The organism is Phreatobacter sp., assembly GCF_022843985.1.
GTDB lineage: Bacteria > Pseudomonadota > Alphaproteobacteria > Rhizobiales > Phreatobacteraceae > Phreatobacter.
This window is the reverse complement of the sequence record NZ_JALHMP010000020.1, coordinates 1-21,366: the sequence shown is the minus strand read 5'-3', so window position 1 is coordinate 21,366 and position 21,366 is coordinate 1. Positions and strand designations below refer to the sequence as shown.

19 protein-coding genes are annotated in these 21,366 nt (G+C 66.9%); 14 read left to right on the top strand and 5 right to left on the bottom strand.

Going from position 1 to position 21,366, the window contains the following annotated elements; translation table 11 throughout:
* Nucleotides 1-108: 108 nt before the first annotated feature.
* Together ppsR and Q0C57_RS14310 are read right to left on the bottom strand one after the other, a co-directional pair.
* Nucleotides 109-1,470, bottom strand: coding sequence for a transcriptional regulator PpsR (gene ppsR, locus Q0C57_RS14315; protein ID WP_296577112.1), 1,362 nt, complete (start codon nucleotides 1,468-1,470; stop codon nucleotides 109-111).
* A 106-nt stretch (nucleotides 1,471-1,576) separates the two neighbouring features.
* On the bottom strand, nucleotides 1,577-2,506 hold the full coding sequence (locus tag Q0C57_RS14310; protein ID WP_296577111.1) for a cobalamin-dependent protein: 930 nt from the start codon (nucleotides 2,504-2,506) through the stop codon (nucleotides 1,577-1,579).
* Nucleotides 2,507-2,791: 285 nt separating this feature from the next.
* On the opposite strand from Q0C57_RS14310, the gene bchF reads away from it, so the two are divergent.
* The 13 genes from bchF (at nucleotide 2,792) to hemA (ending at nucleotide 14,974) form a co-directional block, all read left to right on the top strand.
* Nucleotides 2,792-3,295 carry a 2-vinyl bacteriochlorophyllide hydratase gene (bchF, locus tag Q0C57_RS14305; protein WP_296577110.1) on the top strand — a complete coding sequence of 168 codons (504 nt, stop codon included), beginning with the start codon at nucleotides 2,792-2,794 and terminating at the stop codon, nucleotides 3,293-3,295.
* Nucleotides 3,292-4,587: a ferredoxin:protochlorophyllide reductase (ATP-dependent) subunit N gene (locus tag Q0C57_RS14300; RefSeq protein WP_296577109.1), complete on the top strand. Its 1,296-nt coding sequence runs from the start codon at nucleotides 3,292-3,294 to the stop codon at nucleotides 4,585-4,587. Before bchF ends, Q0C57_RS14300 begins: the two co-directional genes overlap by 4 nt.
* Before the next feature lie 2 nt (nucleotides 4,588-4,589).
* Nucleotides 4,590-6,128 (top strand): ferredoxin:protochlorophyllide reductase (ATP-dependent) subunit B, encoded by a 1,539-nt coding sequence (bchB, locus tag Q0C57_RS14295; protein ID WP_296577108.1) that lies wholly within the window; start codon nucleotides 4,590-4,592, stop codon nucleotides 6,126-6,128.
* Between the two features lie 36 nt (nucleotides 6,129-6,164).
* Nucleotides 6,165-7,076, top strand: coding sequence for a ferredoxin:protochlorophyllide reductase (ATP-dependent) iron-sulfur ATP-binding protein (bchL, locus tag Q0C57_RS14290; protein WP_296577107.1), 912 nt, complete (start codon nucleotides 6,165-6,167; stop codon nucleotides 7,074-7,076).
* Nucleotides 7,076-7,777 (top strand): magnesium protoporphyrin IX methyltransferase, encoded by a 702-nt coding sequence (bchM, locus tag Q0C57_RS14285; protein WP_296577106.1) that lies wholly within the window; start codon nucleotides 7,076-7,078, stop codon nucleotides 7,775-7,777. Before bchL ends, bchM begins: the two co-directional genes overlap by 1 nt.
* The gene (locus Q0C57_RS14280) at nucleotides 7,774-9,216 is read left to right on the top strand and encodes a PucC family protein (RefSeq protein ID WP_296577105.1); all 1,443 of its coding nucleotides are present in this window, start codon (nucleotides 7,774-7,776) and stop codon (nucleotides 9,214-9,216) included. Before bchM ends, Q0C57_RS14280 begins: the two co-directional genes overlap by 4 nt.
* 34 nt (nucleotides 9,217-9,250) lie before the next feature.
* Complete coding sequence (gene puhA, locus Q0C57_RS14275) at nucleotides 9,251-10,033, top strand: photosynthetic reaction center subunit H (protein ID WP_296577104.1); 783 nt, start codon at nucleotides 9,251-9,253, stop codon at nucleotides 10,031-10,033.
* Nucleotides 10,030-10,686, top strand: a complete 657-nt coding sequence (gene puhB / locus Q0C57_RS14270; protein WP_296577103.1) for a photosynthetic complex putative assembly protein PuhB — start codon at nucleotides 10,030-10,032, stop codon at nucleotides 10,684-10,686. The genes puhA and puhB overlap by 4 nt, the downstream gene beginning before the upstream one ends.
* Nucleotides 10,687-10,696: 10 nt before the next feature.
* The gene (puhC, locus tag Q0C57_RS14265; RefSeq protein ID WP_296577102.1) at nucleotides 10,697-11,158 is read left to right on the top strand and encodes a photosynthetic complex assembly protein PuhC; all 462 of its coding nucleotides are present in this window, start codon (nucleotides 10,697-10,699) and stop codon (nucleotides 11,156-11,158) included.
* On the top strand, nucleotides 11,155-11,460 hold the full coding sequence (locus Q0C57_RS14260) for a hypothetical protein (RefSeq protein ID WP_296577101.1): 306 nt from the start codon (nucleotides 11,155-11,157) through the stop codon (nucleotides 11,458-11,460). Before puhC ends, Q0C57_RS14260 begins: the two co-directional genes overlap by 4 nt.
* Nucleotides 11,457-12,518, top strand: coding sequence for a magnesium-protoporphyrin IX monomethyl ester (oxidative) cyclase (acsF, locus tag Q0C57_RS14255; RefSeq protein WP_296577100.1), 1,062 nt, complete (start codon nucleotides 11,457-11,459; stop codon nucleotides 12,516-12,518). The genes Q0C57_RS14260 and acsF overlap by 4 nt, the downstream gene beginning before the upstream one ends.
* Nucleotides 12,519-12,527: 9 nt before the next feature.
* A complete protein-coding gene (gene puhE, locus Q0C57_RS14250; protein WP_296577099.1) occupies nucleotides 12,528-13,601 on the top strand; it encodes a putative photosynthetic complex assembly protein PuhE in 1,074 nt (357 codons plus the stop codon).
* A 164-nt stretch (nucleotides 13,602-13,765) separates the two neighbouring features.
* Complete coding sequence (hemA, locus tag Q0C57_RS14245) at nucleotides 13,766-14,974, top strand: 5-aminolevulinate synthase (RefSeq protein WP_296577161.1); 1,209 nt, start codon at nucleotides 13,766-13,768, stop codon at nucleotides 14,972-14,974.
* Between the two features lie 116 nt (nucleotides 14,975-15,090).
* Here the strand turns inward: hemA and Q0C57_RS14240 are convergent, their stop codons facing one another.
* From Q0C57_RS14240 to Q0C57_RS14230, 3 genes are all read right to left on the bottom strand, one after another.
* Nucleotides 15,091-15,531 carry a c-type cytochrome gene (locus Q0C57_RS14240; RefSeq protein WP_296577098.1) on the bottom strand — a complete coding sequence of 147 codons (441 nt, stop codon included), beginning with the start codon at nucleotides 15,529-15,531 and terminating at the stop codon, nucleotides 15,091-15,093.
* Nucleotides 15,532-15,661: 130 nt separating this feature from the next.
* Entirely contained in the window at nucleotides 15,662-17,557 is a 1,896-nt protein-coding gene (gene dxs, locus Q0C57_RS14235) for a 1-deoxy-D-xylulose-5-phosphate synthase (RefSeq protein WP_296577097.1), read from the bottom strand.
* Nucleotides 17,558-17,741: 184 nt separating this feature from the next.
* On the bottom strand, nucleotides 17,742-18,653 hold the full coding sequence (locus Q0C57_RS14230) for a GGDEF domain-containing protein (protein WP_296577096.1): 912 nt from the start codon (nucleotides 18,651-18,653) through the stop codon (nucleotides 17,742-17,744).
* A 158-nt stretch (nucleotides 18,654-18,811) separates the two neighbouring features.
* Here Q0C57_RS14230 and Q0C57_RS14225 point away from each other — a divergent pair, with 158 nt between their 5' ends.
* On the top strand, nucleotides 18,812-21,238 hold the full coding sequence (locus tag Q0C57_RS14225; protein ID WP_296577095.1) for a methyl-accepting chemotaxis protein: 2,427 nt from the start codon (nucleotides 18,812-18,814) through the stop codon (nucleotides 21,236-21,238).
* The last annotated feature ends 128 nt before the right edge of the window (nucleotides 21,239-21,366 follow it).

Here is a 21,366-nt window from a genome sequence, read left to right as displayed (position 1 = left end):
AGGCGATGGGTCTGGACAGGGCGAGAACGTCAGGCACACCCGGGGTGATCATTCCGGCAGCGTAGGATCGCCTTGCCGAAGTGTCAACTTTTCTTTACATGAAAAGTGTCAATCAACCTCAAGCGTCGGGTCGTCCATGATCCCGAAGCGACGCATCTTGAGATAGAGACTTTGGCGGCTGAGGCCGAGGAGTTCTGCTGCCGTCGCGCGGTTGTCCTGGGTCATTTCGAGGGCCGCCTCGATGCACAGGCGCTCGATGATGTCGGTGGTCTCGCGCACCAGTTCCTTCAGCGACACACGCCCGACGAGTTCGGTGAACTGGTCGACCGACCGCGGCAGGAGCTGGTTCTTGCCGCTCGACGCGGCCGCGGGGCGGGCCGTGGAGCGGATGACGAAGCCATAGCAGGGAAAATCCGAGGTCTCGACCAGAACCGCCGAAACCTCCACCGTCTCCGTGACGCCGAGGGCCCCGCGGATGATGGTCGAGAAGTTGCGTACCGACCCGAAGTCGCGCAGCGTCGCGGTCAGGGTCGGGAAGTCGATGCCCATGCGGCCGAGCCACTCGCCCAGCTGGTGTCCACGGGCCTGATCGATCGTGGCGAGTTGCACCACTTCGAGGAAGGCCGGATTGGCCTCCACGACATTGCCTTCGAGATCGGTCACCACGAAGCCGTCGGGGAGCTTCTCTATCAGATCGAGATAGCGCGTCGAACCGGACGAATGGGTCCTGCCGCCGGTCTCTTCGAGCGGGATGAGGCGTAACAGGACGAGGGTCGTGCCCTCGTTGCGGAACAGCGACGCGGTCGCGTCGAAACGGCGCCCGTTGGTGGCGCTCGTGACGCGCACGGTCACGGCGGTCTGTCCGCCGGCGGAACGCGACAGCAGCGCATCGATGTCGCTGCCGCCTTTGTCGTCGAACAATTGGCCGAGGGCGCGTCCGACGAGGCGACCGGACGAGGGCGCAAGGGCTTCCAGCGCCGCCGGATTGGCCTCGACCACCTTCCGCGAGCCGATCTCGGCGATCAGGATCGGCTCAGCTGTCATCTGGAACAGGGCACGGTAGCGGGTCTCGGCGGCCCGCAGACGAACATAGTCGCGTTCCATCGCCTGCTGCGCCTTGACCAGTTGCTGCTGCAGGCCGGACAGGGCGCTGAGGTCGCGGCCGACGATCAGGACATTGCCCGGGGACTTGCCCTTGGCAGCCGAGTAGCGAATGGGAATGGTCGCCTGGGGGTCGGCTCCCTTGTGATTGATCTCGCGCAGCGCCGATGCGGCCCCCGTGGTCGCTTCGCTCAGCAGAGCGGCGGCCTTGTGCCGGCTGTCCGGGGCGATGGTGTCGATCCAGGGCTGGCCCATCCAGGACTTGGCGTCTCCCGCGATCGCCGTGTCCGTGTTGGTCTTCAGATCGCGAACGATCCCGTCGCTGTCGACCACGAGGACGATATCCGCCACGATCGACGCGATAGCCATCGCCGTCTTTCCATCAAGACCGACCAATGCGTTGGGATCAGGCGTTGACATGAGAAGCTTCGCTGTTGGTCGCGCGCTTCGGGAAAGAGCGCGTGAAGGTCACGGTTCAGTTGCCCGTGTGGGATCGCGGGGCCAATCCCACCAGGCCCTCCGCGATCTTCACGGCTTCCCGGCCGTCGGATGCGGAGGCATTGGCGCCAACCAAGGCGTAGCGATCAGGATCGCCGTTGAAAGTAGCCCCTCCCACCACAACGCCGATCGATCGATTCCGTGACCTGCGACGCATCTGGCTTATGGCCGATGTCAACTTGTCTATCAAGTCGTCGTTGCTCAGCGATATCCCCACAAGGTCGAACCACTCGGACGAGAGCCGGTCGATCACCTGTTTGATCCTGGTCGGCGTCATGAGCGTCACCCGCCAGCCGGCCTCGGTAAAAAGCTGGGCGACCAGGGTGATGCCGAAGGCGTGCTGTTCGTTGGGATAGACTGTCAGCAGCACGTGCCGGTCTGGCTCGTCGCGAAGGTCCTGCATCTGCGGTGGCGGCGCCACCGCCCGCATGATGTTCTGCAGGCGCACGAGGCCCATTGTCACCTCCGCGAAGCTGCAGCGGTCCAGCAGCCACATGTCGCCGAGACGCCGCGCGGCCGGTGCCAGCAGACCCAGAAAGATGTCGGGGCTCTTCAGGCCCCTCTCACGCAGGGCCTGGATCTGCGCCAGCGCGACATGGATGTCGTGGAACATGACGGTGCTGACGAAGTCGTCCACTTCCGTCGTGGCGATCGTGTCCGGCGGCGACTGGTCGACGCCCTCCTTGCCACGGGTCGCCATCAGCAGGCGCGGCACGACCTCGTACTGGATCGTCTTGGCGATCGTGACGAGCAGCCTGTCATCGACGACGGCCTGACCGTTGCCCATCTTCGCGCGGGCCTCGCCAGGCGCGGACGCGTCGGGGCTCGAGCCCGAAGACCAGCCGTTCTGGCGATCGTCATACCTTATGTCCGTCATGGGCCTCTCCCCCCACTCGGACCGGTTCATCCACGATAGGACGTCCGGGCCTTATCTTTCTCGCAGGCGACTTGAAGGCGTGTCGGGCACCTCTTGAACGCACGTTTCGTGACGGTACGACCGGCCGCCCCGCATGGATCCGCCAACCAGATTAGCCGAATTGGCTGGTGCCGCAACACGTGAGGTGTCCGCATTGCTTGACACTCTAATCGTAAAAGAGCCTTGACGTAAACTTTTTTTTACACTCACATTGGTCCGTCGCGGCTTGCTCCCTCGGTGCTCGGCGCGACCCAGTCCTGGTTCGGCGGAGGCCCAATGTCCGGTCGTGCAGCGAAAAAGGCCCCGGCGGAACCGCTCTACACGCCCGACCAGCGCCGTCGGCGGGACGAGACGCGGTGGACCCTGGTCCAGGGTCTGCTCGCACCCGTTCAGTTCGCCATCTTCATCGTCAGCCTCTATCTCGTCCTGCGCTATCTGCAGACCGGCGAGGGCTACGAGGCGGCCACGGTCTCTGTCGTCGCCAAGACGCTCGCCCTCTACACGATCATGGTCACCGGGTCGCTCTGGGAACATGCGGTCTTCGGGCGCTACCTCTTCGCTCCGGCCTTCTACTGGGAGGACGTGGTGAGCATGGCGGTGATCGTGCTGCACACGGTCTATCTCGCCAGCCTGGTCGTCGCCGGGGTTTCGCCGCAGACCCAGATGGCCATCGCGCTCGCCGCCTATGGCATCTACGTCGTCAACGCCGCCCAGTACATCTTCAAGCTCCGGCGCGCCCGCCTCGAGGTTGCCTCCACCATGGCGGGGCAGCCGTCATGACCGTCCACACCCTCATCCCCCCCCGTCCCACCCCCGCCTCCGGCTGCGGCGACGATGCCGTCCTGCGGGAGCGCGGCCAGCGCGAGGTCTTCTGCGGCCTGACCAGCATCGTCTGGCTCCACCGCAAGATGCAGGACGCCTTCTTCCTCGTGGTCGGTTCGCGCACCTGCGCCCATCTCATCCAGTCGGCCGCCGGCGTGATGATCTTCGCCGAACCGCGCTTCGCCACGGCGATCATGGAAGAGCGCGATCTCGCCGGCCTCACCGACGCCAATGACGAACTCGACCGGGTCGTCGGGCGGCTGATCGCGCGCCGCCCCGACATCCGGCTGCTGTTCCTCGTCGGGTCCTGCCCCTCCGAGGTCATCAAGCTCGACCTGCATCGCGCCGCGCAGCGGCTCGACAGGAGCTTCGCCCCCCGCGTCCGCGTCCTCAACTATTCCGGCAGCGGCATCGAGACGACCTTTACCGAAGGCGAGGATGCGGCGCTTGCGGCCCTCGTCCCCCACATGCCGGCCGCGCCGCGCGACGCGCGGCCGTCCCTGCTGGTGGCCGGAACCCTCGCCGACGTGGTCGAGGACCAGTTCCGTCGCCTCTTCGCCGATCTCGGCATCGCCGATGTCGGCTTTCTTCCCGCGCAGCGCCTGGCCGATCTTCCGTCGGTCGGGCCCGCCACGCGGGTCCTGCTCGCACAGCCGTTCCTGAGGGACACGGCCAAAGCGCTCGAGGAGCGCGGCGCGAGCCTCCTCTCGGCGCCGCTCCCCGTTGGCGCCGAGGGCACTACCCGCTGGCTTCAGGCCGCCGCGACGGCATTCCATGTCCCCCGCGAGAGGTTCCAGAACGTCACTGCTGCCGGCAATGCGCGCGCCGAGTTCGCCGTTCGCCGTCATCGAGCTGCTCTCGCGGGCAGGCGGGTCTTTCTCTTCCCCGATTCGCAGATCGAGATCCCCGTCGCCCGCTTCCTGGCGCGCGAGCTCGGGATGGAGATCGTCGAGGTCGGCACACCCTACCTGCACCGGACCCACATGGCCGCGGAACTCGACCTGCTGCCCGCCGGGACGGCCATTTCCGAGGGCCAGGACGTCGAGCGCCAGCTCGACCGCTGCCGCCGCGCCGCCCCCGATCTCGTCGTCTGCGGTCTCGGGCTCGCCAATCCGCTGGAGGCCGAGGGCATCGCGACCAAATGGTCGATCGAACTCATCTTCACGCCGATCCAGGGCTACGAACAGGCCGGCGATCTCGCCGAACTCTTCGCCCGGCCGCTGGCCCGGCGCCAGAAGCTGGCGGTGTAGCCATGCAGCTGACCCTCTGGACCTATGAAGGACCTCCCCATGTCGGGGCCATGCGGATCGCCACCGCCATGGAAGGCCTGCATTACGTCCTCCATGCCCCCCAGGGCGACACCTATGCCGACCTGCTTTTCACGATGATCGAGCGGCGCGACCGCCGCCCGCCGGTGACCTACACCACCTTCCAGGCGCGCGATCTCGGCGGCGACACGGCCGGCCTGTTCCAGGACGCCTGCCGCGCCGCCTATGAGCGGTTCAAGCCCGAGGCGATGATCGTCGGTGCCTCCTGCACAGCCGAACTGATCCAGGACGATCCCGGCGGGCTCGCCACGACGCTCGGCCTGCCGATCCCGGTCATCGCGCTGGAACTGCCCGCCTACCAGAAGAAGGAAAACTGGGGCGCGTCGGAGACCCTCTACCGCTTGGTCCGCGGCCTCGCCCGGCCCCGGGCGGCGGACCATGTCCGCGGCCCGCGGCCCAGCTGCAACATCCTCGGCCCGACCGCGCTCGGCTTCCGCCACCGCGACGATCTCCTCGAGATCCGGCGGCTGCTGGAAACGATCGGTGTCACCGTCAACATCGTCGCCCCGCTTGGCGCCCGGCCCGCCGACATCGCCCGTCTTGGCGAGGCCGATTTCAACGTCGTGCTCTATCCCGAGATCGCCGATGCCGCCGCCCGCTATCTGGAGAAGGCCTTCGGTCAGCCGGCCGTCCGCACGGTGCCGATCGGGGTGGGCGCCACGCGGGACTTCATTGCCGAGGTGGCGCGCGTCGCCGGTATCGCTCCGCTGACCGCCGAGGCCGGCTCGCGCCTGCCCTGGTATTCGCGCTCCGTCGATTCGACCTACCTGACCGGCAAGCGCGTCTTCGTCTTCGGCGATGGCCCCCATGCCGTCGCCGCGGCGCGGGTGGCGACCACGGAACTCGCCTTCGAACTCGTCGGCATCGGCACCTATTCGCGGGAATTCGCCCGCGAGGTGCGCGCCGTGGCGGCCGCGCATGGCATCGAGGCGCTCATCACCGACGACTATCTGGACGTCGAGGAGCAGATCGCCGCGCTGCGTCCTGAATTGATCCTCGGCACGCAGATGGAACGCCACATCGCCAAGCGCCTCGGCATCCCCTGCGCGGTCATCTCGGCGCCGGTGCACGTGCAGGACTTCCCGGCCCGGCACTCGCCGCAGATGGGTTTCGAAGGCGCCAATGTGCTCTTCGACACCTGGGTCCATCCCCTGATGATGGGGTTGGAAGAGCATCTCCTGCACATGTTCCGCGACGATTTCGAATTCAATGATCGCAGCGGATCCCACCTCGGCAAGGCGCCAGCGCCGGCGGCATCTGCCGTCGCGGCGCTGGAACCTGCCCCATCCGTGGTTCCGACGACCACCCGGTGGGATGAGGGCGCCGAACGGGAGCTTCGCAAGATCCCCTTCTTCGTCCGCGGCAAGGCGCGCCGCAACACCGAACGCTTCGCTCTCGAGCGCGGCATCGCAACCATCACCCTGGACACCCTCTACGATGCAAAAGCCCATTTCGGTCGCTGACGCCACGCCGCACGGTGCCATCTCGGGAGGATCGGCATGACCGGCCTCGCAACGCCTATCGCCATTCGCAACCCGGTGCCGCGCCGCCCCGACGGGGAAGGCAGCGTCCAGGTCATGATGGATGCCGCCATGGATGTCGGCTCTGCCAAGGTCTTCGCCGTCTACGGCAAGGGCGGCATCGGCAAGTCCACCACCTCGTCGAACCTGTCGGTCGCCTTTTCCAAGATCGGCAAGCGGGTGCTGCAGATCGGCTGCGATCCGAAACATGATTCCACCTTCACACTGACCAAGAGCCTCATCCCCACCGTCATCGACGTGCTGGAGGGGGTGAACTTCCACAGCGAGGAGCTGCGCACCGAGGACTTCGTCTTCGAGGGCTATAACGGGGTCATGTGCGTCGAGGCCGGCGGTCCGCCGGCTGGAACCGGCTGCGGCGGCTATGTCGTCGGCCAGACGGTGAAGCTCCTCAAGGAACATCACCTGCTCGAGGATACCGACGTCGTCATCTTCGACGTGCTCGGCGATGTCGTCTGCGGCGGCTTCGCCGCGCCGCTCCAGCACGCCGAGCGCGCCATCATCGTCGCTGCCAACGACTTCGATTCGATCTTCGCGATGAACCGCATCGTCGCCGCGATCAAGGCGAAGTCGAAGAACTACGACGTGCGGATCGCCGGCGTGATCGCCAACCGCAGCGCCGACACCGACCAGATCGAGCGCTTCAACAAGGCGGTCGGCACCTCGACGCTCGCCCGGTTGCCCGACCTCGACGTCATCCGCCGCTCGCGCCTGAAGAAGGCCACCCTTTTCGAGATGGAGGCGACGCCGGAGGTGCTCGCCGTCCAGGCGGAATATCTGCGCCTCGCCCAGCATCTCTGGGACGGCACGGAGCCGCTGCTCGTCAGCCCGCTCAAGGACCGCGAGATCTTCGACCTTCTGGGGTTCGACTGATGCCCACCATCACCTATCGCGACCGGCGCCATGAACTGGAGACCTATTTCGACCGCACCGCGGTCGATGCCTGGGCGCGGCTGACGTCGGATGCTCCCGTCGGCGGCATTCGTGCGGCGGTCCGGGCCGGCCGCGACACGATGCGCGGGACCCTCCTGTCCTGGCTGCCGCAGGACCTGACCGGCGCGCGCATTCTGGACGCCGGTTGCGGCACGGGCGCCCTCGCCGTCGAGGCGGCGGCGCGCGGCGCCCATGTGGTCGGGGTCGACCTGTCGGAGAAACTGGTGGACCTCGCCCGCGAGCGCACGGCATCTTTCGCCGGGCCGGGCCGGCTCGAATTCCGCGTCGGCGACCTCCTCGATCCGGTCCTCGGCCGCTTCGACCATGTGGTGGCGATGGACTCCCTCATCCATTACCGCGCCGATGACATGGTGCGCGTCCTCGCCGCGCTGTCGCGCCAGACGACAGGCTCGATCGTCTTCACCTTCGCGCCGCGCACGCCGCTTCTCAGCCTGCTCCATGCGGTCGGTCGCCTGTTTCCGCGCAGCGACCGCGCTCCGGCGATCGAGCCGGTCGGTGACGGCGGCCTGAGCCGGCGGATCGCCGTCGATCCAACCCTTGTCGCCTGGTCCCGGGCACGCAGCCTGCGGGTCTCACGCAGCTTCTACATCAGCCAGGCAATGGAGCTCGTCCGCACATGATGCGCGCCAGCGGAACCGTCCTGACTCTTTGGCGGCAGATCGGCACGAAGTTCCTGCCCTTTGCCGATGCCGCCAGCGTCGAGGTTCCGCTCGCCCGTCTCGTCCGCCTCTCGCTCTTCCAGATCTCCGTCGGCATGGCGACGGCGCTGCTTGTCGGCACCCTCAACCGCGTGATGATCGTCGAGCTGGCGGTCCCGGCGTCGCTGGTCGCCGTCATGGTGGCCCTGCCGCTCCTCTTCGCACCCTTCCGCGCCGTGGTCGGCTTCCGCTCCGACACCCACGTCTCGGCGCTCGGCTGGCGGCGCGTCCCCTACATCTGGATGGGATCACTGCTGCAGTTCGGTGGCCTCGCCATCATGCCCTTCGCGCTGCTGGTCCTCTCCGGTGACGGCGCGGGGCCGGTCTGGGTCGGGCAGCTTGGTGCGGCGCTCGCCTTCCTGATGGTCGGGGCCGGGCTCCAGACCACGCAGACCGCCGGTCTCGCCCTCGCCACGGACATCACCCGCGAAGAGGCGCGCCCGCGGGTCGTGGCGCTCATGTATCTCATGCTGCTGGTCGGCATGTTGATCAGCGGCGCGGCCTTCGGGTTCCTGCTCTCCGACTTCAGCGCCATGCGCCTGATCCAGGTGATCCAGGGGGCGGCCGTCCTCACCATCGTCCTGAACGTCATCGCCCTGTGGAAGCAGGAGCCGCGCGACCCCGGCCGCAACCGCTCCCGGTCGCAGGCGCCGCGTTTCGCCGAGGCCTGGGCGGGCCTGATGGCCGAGCCGCTGGCGCGGCGCTATCTGGTAGCGGTCGCGCTGGGCACCGCCGCCTTCAATATGCAGGACATCATCCTCGAACCCTATGGTGGCGAGGTCATGGGTCTGAGCGTCGCCGCGACGACCATGCTGACGGTGCTCGTCGCCCTCGGCGCCATCGTCGCCTTCGCGCTCTCGGCCCGGCTCCTGATGCGCGGCTTCGATCCCGCCCGGCTGTCGGCCCTCGGCGTCATCTTCGGCATCTGCGCCTTCACTGCCGTCATCATGGCGGCGCCGCTCGGGTCGAGTGCCCTGTTCCGCACCGGGGCGACCCTCATCGGCTTCGGCGGCGGCCTGTTTGCCGTTGGGACGCTGACGGTCGCCATGACGCTCGACCGCCGCGGCAATAACGGCCTGGCCCTCGGCGCCTGGGGCGCGGTCCAGGCGAGCGCTGCCGGGCTCGCCATCGCCTTCGGCGGCATCCTGCGCGATGTGGCGGGCGCACTGGCCGCCAGTGGCGCCCTCGGGCCTGCCCTGACCGGACCGGCAGTTGGCTACAGCGCCGTCTACCACGTCGAGCTTCTGCTGCTCTTCATCACCCTCGTCGCGCTCGGGCCTCTCGTCGGACGCAACGCCCATGCCCTGCGGGCCGATGGCCCGCCCCTGCCGAATTTCGGTCTCTCGCAGTTTCCGCGATAGGCCCGGGACCCTACTCACAGCCCTGGAGGCGACGATGATCACCGGAATCGAAGAAAGGGGCCTCGACCTTGCGATGCTCTGCCTGTGGGCCTTCACGCTCTTCTTCATTGGCCTGATCTTCTACCTCCAGCGCGAGAGCAAGCGCGAAGGCTATCCGCTCGTCGAGGCGGCCGGCGACCGCCCGCGCCGCGTCTCCATCATCGGCTGGCCGGCGCCGCCCGCGCCCAAGACCTACCACCTGAACGGCGGCGAGACGGTTACCGTCGATGGCCGGCCGGACCTCCGGCCGGTCGCGGCAAAGCCCATGGCCAAGTTCCCCGGGGCCCCGCTGATCCCGACCGGCAATCCCATGGTCGACGGCGTCGGACCGGCCGCCTATGCCGAGCGCGCCGACGTGCCCGACAAGCTCTTTTCCGGCGAGCCGCGCATCCTGCCGCTGCGCACCGCCACCGCCTTCCACATCGCCGACCGCGATCCCGATCCGCGCGGCATGTCGGTGATCGCCGGCGACCGCGAGACTGTCGGCACCATCGTCGATGTCTGGATCGACCGGGCGGAATATGTGATCCGCTATCTTGAGGCTGAGGTCACCGTGGCCGGCGTCCAGCGCCGCGTCATGATCCCGATGGGCTTCGCGACGGTCGCTGCCCGCCGCCGCCGCGTCGAGATCTCCGCCATTTTCGCCGCGCATTTCGCCGACATTCCGGCCCTGCGCAACCCCGACCTGATCACCCTCCTCGAGGAGGATCGGATCATGGGCTATTTCGGCGGCGGCACGCTCTACGCCTCGCCCAGCCGCGCGGAGCCGCTGATATGAGCGACGATTTCGACTTCGAGCCGATCCCGGGTCTGCCATCCCTGCCGCCGCGGGGGGAACGCATCCTGTGGCAGGGCCAGCCCGACTGGTGGGCCCTCGCCATCAAGGCCTTCCACATTCGCAAGGTCGGCATCTATTTTGCCGTCCTCGTCGCCTGGCGCGGCGTTGCCGCCTATGCCGAGGGCCTGACCATGGCCATGGCGTCGCGGCACATGCTGTGGATTGCCCTGCTCGGCGCCATCTGCATGGCGGTGCTCGCGCTGCTCGCCTATGCCTATGCGCGCAGCACGATCTACACCGTCACCACGCGCCGGATCGTCATCCGCTCCGGCGTCGCCTTGCCGGTGACCATCAACCTGCCCTTCAGCCAGATCGAGGCTGCGGCCGTGAAGGTTCGCGCCGACGGAATCGGCGACATTCCGGTCCGCCTGACCAAGGGCAACCGCATCGCAGCCCTTGCCCTCTGGCCGAACTGGCGTCCCTGGCGCTTCACCCGGCCCGAGCCGATGCTCCGCTGCATCCGGAACGCGTCGTCGGTGGCGAGCCTGCTCGCCAGCGCCCTCTCCGGTGCACCGGTCCAGCCCCATCTGCTCCTGGCGACAGAAGCCCCGAAACCCTCCGGCGCGGCCATGCCGACGCCGGCGGCGACCTGAGGAGACCATCATGACCGCAGCAACCCATCCGGACTTCCGGTTCCGAACCTGGCCGATCATGGCCGCCTGGACCGTGGTTGCCTTCGCGGTCCTGGCCGCCGCCTTCGGACGCTATGCCGGGGTCGGCACCCTGTCGCTGCCGGCCTCGCCCGCCGTGCAGTCACGGGACTTTCTGTTCACAGACACCCGGGACGGCTCGATCACAGTGCTCAACGCCACCGATCGCCAAGCCGTCCTGGTCGTTCCGCTCGGTGAGGGCGGATTCATGCGTGGGGTCATGCGCGGGCTCGCCCGTGACCGAAAGATGCGGGGGCTCGGCCCGGATCTGCCGTTCCGTCTCGAACGGCGGCAGAACGGGATGGTCATCCTCATCGACCTCGCGACCGGGCGTGAAATCGCGCTCGGGTCCTTCGGCCCAACGAACCTGGAGGCGTTCTCCCGACTCCTCCAAAACAAGGAAGGTTCATCATGAGACAAAACGGGAAAAACGGGGAAAGACAGTTCGAAGTGCCTTGCACGATCGACCTGGAGAATACGCCTGAGAGCCTGCACGCCTATGTCGATATCGGAACCGTGGAAATCGGCCCCGGTGACCGCGTGCTGGTCCACAATGCGCCCTCGCATATCGCTTTCGGCGAGAAGCGCATCATCGAGAGCACGGCGACGGTCATCCGCGCCGGCGGGTTGACGCGTATCGCCACCAAGATCGCGGCCTATCTCGAACTCACGGAACTCTACGAGGTCGGTTTCGCGCCGGCGGGAGGCGAGTCATGACACCCGAAGGCGGCACACGCGCAAGCTTTTCCACCGATATCGCCAAGGAAGACGCTCTCCTCAGCCCGCGCTTCTACACCACCGACCATGCCGCGATGGACAAGATCGACGTCTCGTCGGTCCGGGCCGAGTGGGACGAATTGCTCGCGGAAATGCGGCGCGACCCCAATCGTGGCCATTTCAAGCGGGAAGGGGGCTTCGACTTCGATCTGGAATCGCTGCCCGAGGACCTGCGCGGCGAATTCCTCGACTTCATGGTGAGTTCGCTCACGGCTGAATTCTCCGGTTGCGTGCTCTATTCCGAGATCAAGAAGCGGATCCAGAACAAGGACATACGCGAGCTCTTCACCTTCATGGCGCGTGACGAGTCCCGTCACGCCGGCTTCATCAACGAGTCGCTCAAGGATTTCGGCGTCGGCGTCGATCTCGGCTTCCTGACGCGGGAGAAGAAATACACCTACTTCAAGCCGAAGTTCATCTTCTACGCGACCTACCTGTCCGAGAAGATCGGCTATGCTCGTTACATCACCATCCACCGCCTGTTCGAGCGGGACCCCGACCGGCGGTTCCATCCGATCTTCAAGTGGTTCGAGAATTGGTGCAACGACGAGTTCCGACACGGTGAGGCCTTCGCCCTGATCATGCGGGCCAACCCGAAGCTTCTCACGGGCGGCAACCGCCTGTGGATCCGCTTCTTCCTGCTCGCCGTCTACGCCACGATGTATGTGCGCGATCACATGCGGCCGGCCTTCCACCGACAGCTCGGGATCTCGCCGTCCGACTATGACTACAAGGTATTCCGGATCACCTCGGAGATCTCGAAACAGGTCTTCCCCTTCACGCTCGACATCGATCATCCGGCCTTCAAGCCGGGTCTCGACCGGCTGCTCGCCATCGTCCAGGCGACGGAGGCGGCCAAGGCGCGGGGCGGCGTTGTGGGCCGGCTCCAGCGGGTCTGGCTCGGCATGCGCGGCGCCGCGACATTCCTGCGCCTCTACACCCTGCCTGTCGTTCGCAACGAACTGCCGGCCCAGGTGCGGCTGGCCCCGGCCTGGTAGGAGCTGACAGTGCTCGAGATCGCGCTTCCCATCCTGATCACCGTTCTCATCTGGTGGTTCAGCACGGGCGCGATCCTGTATATCGACGGCTTGCCACGCCGGACTCAACGCTGGAGTTTCGGCGTGGCAACACTTCTCCTGCTGGCTGCCCTGGCGGTCATCTGGCATACGGCCGGCGAGACCTCGACCGCCGGAGCCTATGCCGCCTTCATCGCCGTGGTCGTCGTCTGGGGCTGGAATGAACTGGCCTTCCTGACCGGCACGATCGTCGGCGCGCGCCGCGAGCCCTGCCCACCCGGGGCGACCGGCTGGCTCCGCTTCCGCCTCGCCACCGCCGCCATCATCGACCACGAGATCGCCATCGCCCTGTCGGGCATCGCGGTGGTGCTGCTCACCTATGATGCTCCCAATCAGGTCGCCCTGTGGACCTTCGCGGTCCTCTGGGTGATGCGTCTCAGTGCCAAGATCAACATCTTCCTCGGTGCACCCAACATTCCCGAGGCGTTCCTGCCGGCCCATCTGAGCTATCTGGCGACCTATTTCCGCCGCCGGCCGATGAATGCCCTGCTGCCCGTCTCGGTGACGGCCGCCACGATCGTGCTGGTCCTCATGGTGGTCCGCGCTGCCGAACCCGCGACGACGCCGTTCCAGGCGCTCGCATTGCTTCTTCCGGCCAGCATGCTCGCCCTGGCGATCCTCGAGCATTGGCTGATGTTCCTGCCCATCCCGTCCACCCTGTTGTGGAAATGGGGGCTCGTCTCGCACCAGCGTCAGGCCATCGATCCGGCCGGCCGGGACGGTGCGCGGCTGCATTCCTGGGAGGCGCCGATGCTCGGCGCCGTCGACCCCGGCGCGTTGAAGGGCGTCCTCGATCAGGTCGCCATCGGCCAGTTCGGCCAGGTGATCAGTGTGAGCGGCACCAGCCGCTCGGAAGATGGCTGGATCCGGTTTCTCGTCGAGAACGGACGCACCGAACTGCGTCCGGTCGCGGCACACCGGTTCCAGCCCGCATTCGTGACGGCCGTGGGGCGCGACTTCGACGCGGTCAAACTCGGCAAGGCATTGGCCGCATGTGCGGCTTGAACCGTGGAACCACGGAAAGGGAGGACATCATGACCGAAGACCTGGGCTATGCGACCCGCGCAGACTCCCTGTCCCTCGAATCCGCTCACGGTTCCGCGCCGCCGGAAGGCTCCGTCTCCCGCTGTCCCTATGCCGGTGCCTTCGCCCGCCGCAACACGCGGCCGATCGACCACGAGGCCTTCTTCGTCGGCGAACTCGACCGGTTGCGCCTCGAAGGCCGCTACCGCGTCTTTGCCAATCTCGAGCGCCATGTCGGCAATTTCCCCCATGCCACTCACCGCGGCGCCCGGCGCCAGCGCGAGGTAACGGTATGGTGCTCCAACGACTATCTCGGTATGGGCCAGAACCCGGCGGTTCTCCAGGCCATGCACGAGGCGCTTGACCGCTGCGGTGCGGGTGCGGGCGGCACCCGCAACATCTCGGGCACGAACCATTATCACGTGCTCCTCGAGCGTGAGCTCGCCGACCTGCACGGCAAGGAGGCGGCGCTGCTGTTCACCTCCGGCTATGTGTCCAACTGGGCGACGCTCTCCACCCTCGCCTCGCAGATCCCCGATTGCGTGATCCTGTCGGATGCCGGCAACCACGCCTCGATGATCGAGGGCGTCCGCCATTCGCGCGCGCCCAAGAAGGTGTTCCGCCACAACGATCCGCGCGACCTGGAACGCTGCCTTTCCGAGCTCGATCCCTCGGTCCCGAAGCTCGTCGCCTTCGAATCCGTTTACTCGATGGACGGCGACATCGCGCCGATCGCCGAGATCTGCGATGTCGCCGACGCTTACGGCGCCATGACCTATCTCGACGAGGTCCATGCCGTCGGCCTCTACGGCGCCCGCGGCGGCGGCATTTCGGAGCGCGATGGCATCAGCCATCGACTAACCGTCATCGAGGGCACCCTCGGCAAGGCCTTCGGCGTGGTCGGCGGCTATATCGCCGCCTCGGACGCGCTCTGCGACTTCGTGCGCAGCTTCGCCTCCGGCTTCATCTTCACCACCTCCCTGCCGCCGGCAGCGGCGGCCGGCGCCACGGCCGCCATTGCCCATCTGAAGGAGAGCGGCAGCGAGCGTGCCATGCACCAGGACCGGGTCACGGCGGTACGCCGTCGACTGCGCGCGGCCGGCATCCCCATCCTCGACAATCCGAGCCACATTGTGCCCGTGATGGTTGGCGATCCCGTCCGCTGCAAGGCGATGAGCGACATGCTGCTCGAGGATTTCGGCATCTATGTGCAGCCGATCAACTACCCGACCGTGCCGCGCGGCACCGAGCGGCTGCGCATCACCCCCTCGCCGCTGCACACCGACGCTGACATCGAACATCTGGTCCGCTCGCTTAAGGCGGTGATGAAGGCGACCCATGCCGTGATGGCCTGAGCGGCTCGCCAGCCATCGGGGAGGGGGCCGGCAAGCCCCCTTCCGGATTCTCGGAACCGAACACGGAAAGGGGGCCCTCGGGCCCCCTTTTGCTTCGTCAGTGTCGCGCCGCGGCGTTACTGCGTCCGCTGCCCCTCAGCATTGAACTGCTTCAGATAGGCGATGAGATTGGTGATCTGGGTCTCGTCTCGCAGGCCGCTGAAGACCATCCGGGTGCCGGGCGTCACCTCGCGCGGGTTGCGGATATAGACGCGGAAATTCGCCTCGTCCCAGGTCTTGTCAAGGGAGCGATAGGCCGGCGAGTAGTTGAAGTTCGGGAAGGACCCGGCCTTGCGGCCGAACAGGCCGTTGAGCGGCGGGCCGACCCCGGCCCGGGCCGTCGGGCCCATCTGGTGGCAGGCGCGGCACTGCGCGAACACGCGCTCCCCGGCTGCCGCATCGCCGGCGGCGGCGGGCGTTGCGGCTCCCGGGGCAGGCGCCGTCTGGGCCATGGCGGCAGCGGCGGGAACGACAACGGCCACTGTTGCCGCGAGGATCATGCGAAAATTGAATGCCATAGACGGTGCTCCTCCGTGAGGGCGATGCTTCCGTGGATCGCCTGATGTTGTGATTAGATGGATATACGAATGCGCCCGAGGGCTGGATCGCCCCAGGCGGCAGCCAGCCATGCATGATGGCGATGTGGGATCACTCGGCCGCCGTCGAGAGGCGCGCCGCTGCGGGACCATGGATGGCTTCCTGAGGGGAGGGCGCGAAGACGCGCTCGACGAAGGCCGCGATCGTCTCGGCATCGAGCCCCGCCTCGCGATACATGCCGGCGGGTGAATCCTGGGCCTGGAATCGGTCGGGCAGGTTCAGGCTGCGCACCTTGAGGCCGCGATCGAGCAAAGCCTCCCCCGCCATCCATTGCAGCACATGGGCGCCGAACCCGCCGACGGAACCGTCCTCGACGGTCAGGAGCACCTCGTGCGTGCGCGCGAGGCGCGCAATGAGTGCGGTGTCGAGCGGCTTGGCGAAACGGGCATCGGCCACGGTGACCGAAATGCCGCGTGCCGCCAGGGTCTCGGCCGCAGCCAGGCATTCGGTCAGGCGCGTGCCGAAGGACAGGATCGCGACATCCGTGCCCTCGCGCAGGACGCGGCCCTGGCCGATGGGCAGGGGCACGCCGCGCTCCGGCAGCTCCACGCCGACGCCGTCGCCGCGCGGATAGCGGAAGGCGATCGGCCCGTCGTCATGGGCGGCAGCGGTGGCCACCATATGCATCAGCTCGGCCTCGTCGGCCGCCGCCATCACCACCATGTTGGGGACGCAGGTCAGTGCCGCCACGTCGAAGGCGCCGACATGGGTCGGCCCGTCGGCGCCGACAAGGCCCGCCCGGTCGATGGCGAAGCGCACCGGCAGATTCTGCAGTGCCACGTCATGGATGATCTGGTCATAACCGCGCTGCAGGAAGGTCGAGTAGATCGCGACGAAAGGCTTCAGGCCTTCGCAGCTCAGGCCGGCGGCGAAGGTCACGGCATGCTGCTCGGCGATGCCGACGTCGAAGCACCGGTCCGGATAGGTCTTGGCGAAGAGATCAAGGCCGGTGCCCGTCGGCATCGCCGCGGTGATCGCCACGATGCGCGGGTCGCGGCCCGCTTCCGCCACCAGGCTCTCGGCGAAGACCTTGGTATAGCTCGGGGCGTTCGACTTGGTTTTCACCTGCACGCCGGAACCGACATCGAACTTGACCACGCCGTGATAGCGATCGGCGGCGCATTCGGCCGGCTGGTAGCCCCTGCCTTTCTCGGTGACGACATGGATCAGGACAGGGCCGGGGGGGCCGTCACGCACGTCGGCGAGCACCGGCAGGAGCCGGTCGAGGTCGTGGCCATCGATGGGTCCGGCATAGCGGAAGCCGAGATCGACGAAGAGGCCGCCATCGGCCAGCGGGCTGCGGGCGCGTTCGGCCGATGGTGTCAGCACCCGTTCCGTCGCAATGCCCGCGATCGCCGGCGCGAGCCGGGCGAGGAAGGTCGACAGCGCCCCCACCGACGGGGAGATCGACATCTCGTTGTCGTTGAGGATGACGATGAGACGGGACCCCAGCGCGCCGGCATTGTTGAGCGCCTCGTAGGCCATGCCGCCGGACAGCGCCCCGTCGCCGATGACGCAGACGACGTTGAAGTCGTCGCCGGTGAGATCGCGGGCGATGGCGAAGCCCAGCCCCGCCGAGATGGAGGTGGAAGCGTGGGCGGCGCCGAAGGGATCATAGGGGCTCTCGGCCCGGCGGGTGAAGCCGGAGAGCCCGTCCTTCTGGCGCAGCGTGTGGATGCGGTCGCGCCGGCCGGTCAGGATCTTGTGCGGGTAACACTGGTGCCCGACATCCCAGATGATCTTGTCGTGCGGCGTCGCGAAGACGTGATGCAGCGCCACGGTCAGTTCGACGACGCCGAGCCCGGCGCCGAGATGACCCCCGGTCACCGAGACCGCATCGATCGTCGCAGCCCTCACGTCGCTCGCCAGCTGCCCGAGGGCGGCCCTGTCCAGCATGCGGATGTCTTGCGGCGAGGAGAGTCCATCGAGAACCGGAGTCGGTATCATGGCGTGCTCCTCAATCTGCATGACATGCCAGAGTGTCAGAATATATTGACACTCACTGTTGTCAAACATGATTGTCGCCAGTGGTCGACGCTCGTGCATCGGCGTGTCAAGCACCGGATCCGGCACACGGCCGCCGGCGTCCGGGCCTCAAGCGCGCACGGCAATCGTCATGCCGCTCGGTTTGTCACATGGTGGGCTCGGTGCCGAGAGCGCCGGGCGGCCGCGGTTGCGCAGGATATTCGGCACGCCGGCCCTGGAATGCACCGCCCGTGCTGGCGCTTCTCGCCTCGTTGGCGGAGCGGCTGCCCGTAGCGGTTGGGCGGGAGGCCGGCACATCGGGCAGCGGCATGGTCCGGTCGCGTCCCTGCGCCTTGGCCAGATAAAGCTGTCGGTCCGCCTCGCGGATGATCTCGTCAAGGTTGCGCTGATCCGCCTTGCTGGTGGCGACACCGATGCTGGCCGTCAGCCGATGGCCGCTCGCAAGGGGGAGCCCGGCAATTTCCGCCCTGAGCTTTTCGGCAACCTTGATGGCATCGCCCTCGCCCGTGTCGGGAAGCAGGGCGATGAATTCCTCGCCACCCCACCGGCAGAACAGGTCGGAACGCCGTATCAGTGACGTGCAAAGGGCCGCGATCGCCATGAGCGCTTCGTCGCCGGCGCCATGGCCGTGCCGATCGTTCAGCGCCTTGAAGTGATCGACATCGACGATGAGCAGGCTGAAGGCCTGCCCACCCCGCGCGAACCGCGCCAACTCGCGATCGGCGAGGTCGAAGAAGGCCCGACGATTGCCGATGCCTGTCAACTGGTCGGTCCGCACGGCGCGTTCGAGGGCGGCCTGAGCCGCGATCAGCCGATAGGCCAGGGACAGGACGGCCGAAGAGACCAGCGGCGCGACGATCGACGGCACGGCGATCGCCGTGAAGACCCATTGGTCGTAGGGCACGGGGTCCGGCACGAAGATCCGCAGATGCAGGCTCGTGAGCGCCAGCGACAGGCCAACGGACACCGCCGTTACCGCGAGAACGCTGCGGATAAGGCCGAGCTTGAGCAACCACTCCAGCGACCGGATGACGACGGTATCGAGATCCTTGGGCATCAACTTTGACACATCAGCCGGCGGGGAACAGCCATCACACATACCCCCAAACAGTTTAAATCCTCCGCTTGCCGCAAGGAAAACAGTGAAACCATAATTTACAAAAAATTCAAGGATTTTAATTATGGTGATTGGGTCAATCTAGAGAGCAATATTCCATGAAACTCGCTAGTATCCGCATGAGCGTGAAGATCCCGGCTCTGGTTGTCGCTGCGGCGATGACGACGGCTGCGGTGATGGGCGTGTCGTCATTCATGGCAGCGCGGACCAACTCGCTCGCGATGATCCAGCAGTCGATGGTGGCTGTCGCCACCGAACGCCAGAAGGCACTGGAGTCCTATTTCAACGCGATCCGCGAAGACGTTCTTCTGATTGCGGGCAGTGACATGGCGCGCGATGCGGTGCGCAGCTTCTCCGCTGCCTGGCGCGACCTCGGTCCGAATGTCGCAGCCAGCCTGCAGCAATTGTACATTGATGCCAATCCACACCCGACCGGCAAGAAGGACGAACTCGCCGATGCCGGCGATGGTTCGACCTATTCGCGTCACCACGCCCGGCTGCACCCCTGGTTCCATCGCCTCCAGCGCGAGCGCGGCTATTACGACGTCTTCGTCTTCGATACGGCCGGCAACCTGATCTATTCCGTCTTTAAGGAGCGCGACTACGCAACCAATCTCGTCTCCGGACAGTGGCGGGACAGCGACCTCGGGGTCGCTTTCAGGCAGGGGCTGAGCGGTGCCGCAGGGACCGTCCACCTCACCGATTTCCGTCCCTATGCACCCTCGGACAACGTCCCCGCCTCGTTCATCTCCACCCCCATCAGCGACGAGAGTGGCAAGACGATCGGAGTCTTCGTCTACCAGATGCCCATCGACCGCATCAACGCGGTGATGAACGCTCCCCATGGCCTCGGCACCACCGGCGATGCGATCATCGTCGGACAGGACGGGCTGATGCGGTCCAACTCCCGCTTCACCGCGACGGGATCGTCCGACATCCTGAAGACCAGCGTCCAGGCGCCCGTCATCACCCAGTCCCTGCGCGGACAGGCCGGTAGCGGCGACATGACCTACCGGAACGGGGCGAGCCTTGTGGCTTCGGTTCCGTTCACCTTCGGCGACCTGCGCTGGGCGGTCACGGCGACCCAGGCCGAAAGCGAGGCCCTGGCGCCTGTCAACGCACTGCGCCAGAACCTGCTCATCATCGCCCTTCTCGTCCTGCTGGCGGTCGGGGTGCTCGGCTATCTCGTCGCTCAGACCCTGACCCGTCCGATCGTCGCCCTGGTGGCCGACATGGGTGCCCTCGCCCGCGGCAAGCACGATATCGCCCTCGCCGGGCTCGAGCGCGGCGACGAGATCGGCCTGATGTCGCGGGCTGTCGGCGTCTTCCGCGACAGCGCCATCCGCCGGGAGCGGCTGGAGGCCCAGGCGCGCCGCCAGCGTGATCGCGACCTCGCCCGCCGGACCAATATGGAAATGCTAGTCGGGCAGTTCAAAGGCGAGGTGTCCGGCGTCATCGGAAACCTCTCCAATGGCACCACGTCCATGCGATCGGCCGCGACCGTCCTGTCTCGTGTCGCGTCGACGACGCTCGATCAGGCCACACGCGCCAGTTCGGCCTCGACCGAAGCCAACGGCAACACCCAGACCATCGCCGCCGCCTCCGAGGAGCTCGGCGTCTCGATCCGCGAGATCGCCGGCCAGGCCCATAAGGCCAGCGCCATCGTCAGCGAGGTGCGCCAGCAGGCGCTCGCCACCAATGACGACGTGACGGCCCTCGCCGAGGCCGCCAAATCCATCGGCCGGGTGGTCGAACTGATCCGCAGCATTGCCGACCAGACCAACCTTCTGGCGCTGAACGCCACCATCGAGGCGGCCCGTGCCGGTGAAGCGGGCCGTGGCTTCGCGGTCGTCGCGAGCGAGGTGAAGAGCCTGGCGACGCAGACGGCGCGCGCCACGGACGAGATCGCCGCGCAGATCTTCGCCATCCAGGCGTCGACCGACACGGCGGTCGGTTCCATCGGCGCCATGGCGCAACGGATCGCAGATATCTCGTCCCTGAATGCCGCCATTGCCGCCGCGGTCGAGGAGCAGGATGCGGCAACCCGCGAGATCGCCCAGAACGTGGCGCGGGCCGCCGATGGCAGCCAGGTCGTGACGGCCAATGTCGAGGGGGTCGCCTCGTCGGCTTCCGATACCACGGGAGAAGCGTCCCGTGTGATGAGCACGGCCCAGTTGCTGGGCGAAGCCTCGGATGCTCTGGCAACCTCGGTCGCGGGGTTCCTCGACAGCGTCAGCGCCGATCTGTCCGAACGGCGCCAAACCAGCCGCACGAGCCTGTGTGAGCCCGGCACGATCGAGATGAAGGGCCGCACGATCGACATCGAGGTCGTCGACATCAGCCGTGAGGGCGCCCGCCTCGACGCGGTGCTCGACGCGGCTCCCGGGAGCCCCCTGGTCCTCGTCTTCGAAGGGATCACGGCCAAGGGCCGCGTCGTCTGGGTCAATGACAGCGGCACCGGGATTGCCTTCGATACCCCGCTGGCCAAGCTGCCGCGCAGCATCGACACGGCCCTGGCCGCCTGATCCTGAGGGGGTGTCAATCGGCGTCCAAAGTTGACCCCTTTTCGGCGTCCAAAGTTGACCCCCTTGCAGTCCGGCAGCGGACGCCCCGACGCAGCTGGTCGGGATTGCGCAGTCGGGGCGACCGCGGT

Excerpts from the sequence above, each read along its gene's own strand:
- ppsR (WP_296577112.1), bottom strand. The coding sequence starts at position 1,470 with ATGGCTATCGCGTCGATCGTGGCGGATATCGTCCTCGTGGTCGACAGC.
- Q0C57_RS14310 (WP_296577111.1), bottom strand. The coding sequence starts at position 2,506 with ATGAACCGGTCCGAGTGGGGGGAGAGGCCCATGACGGACATAAGGTAT.
- bchF (WP_296577110.1), top strand. The coding sequence starts at position 2,792 with ATGTCCGGTCGTGCAGCGAAAAAGGCCCCGGCGGAACCGCTCTACACG.
- Q0C57_RS14300 (WP_296577109.1), top strand. The coding sequence starts at position 3,292 with ATGACCGTCCACACCCTCATCCCCCCCCGTCCCACCCCCGCCTCCGGC.
- bchB (WP_296577108.1), top strand. The coding sequence starts at position 4,590 with ATGCAGCTGACCCTCTGGACCTATGAAGGACCTCCCCATGTCGGGGCC.
- bchL (WP_296577107.1), top strand. The coding sequence starts at position 6,165 with ATGACCGGCCTCGCAACGCCTATCGCCATTCGCAACCCGGTGCCGCGC.
- bchM (WP_296577106.1), top strand. The coding sequence starts at position 7,076 with ATGCCCACCATCACCTATCGCGACCGGCGCCATGAACTGGAGACCTAT.
- Q0C57_RS14280 (WP_296577105.1), top strand. The coding sequence starts at position 7,774 with ATGATGCGCGCCAGCGGAACCGTCCTGACTCTTTGGCGGCAGATCGGC.
- puhA (WP_296577104.1), top strand. The coding sequence starts at position 9,251 with ATGATCACCGGAATCGAAGAAAGGGGCCTCGACCTTGCGATGCTCTGC.
- puhB (WP_296577103.1), top strand. The coding sequence starts at position 10,030 with ATGAGCGACGATTTCGACTTCGAGCCGATCCCGGGTCTGCCATCCCTG.
- puhC (WP_296577102.1), top strand. The coding sequence starts at position 10,697 with ATGACCGCAGCAACCCATCCGGACTTCCGGTTCCGAACCTGGCCGATC.
- Q0C57_RS14260 (WP_296577101.1), top strand. The coding sequence starts at position 11,155 with ATGAGACAAAACGGGAAAAACGGGGAAAGACAGTTCGAAGTGCCTTGC.
- acsF (WP_296577100.1), top strand. The coding sequence starts at position 11,457 with ATGACACCCGAAGGCGGCACACGCGCAAGCTTTTCCACCGATATCGCC.
- Q0C57_RS14240 (WP_296577098.1), bottom strand. The coding sequence starts at position 15,531 with ATGGCATTCAATTTTCGCATGATCCTCGCGGCAACAGTGGCCGTTGTC.
- dxs (WP_296577097.1), bottom strand. The coding sequence starts at position 17,557 with ATGATACCGACTCCGGTTCTCGATGGACTCTCCTCGCCGCAAGACATC.
- Q0C57_RS14230 (WP_296577096.1), bottom strand. The coding sequence starts at position 18,653 with ATGCCCAAGGATCTCGATACCGTCGTCATCCGGTCGCTGGAGTGGTTG.
- Q0C57_RS14225 (WP_296577095.1), top strand. The coding sequence starts at position 18,812 with ATGAAACTCGCTAGTATCCGCATGAGCGTGAAGATCCCGGCTCTGGTT.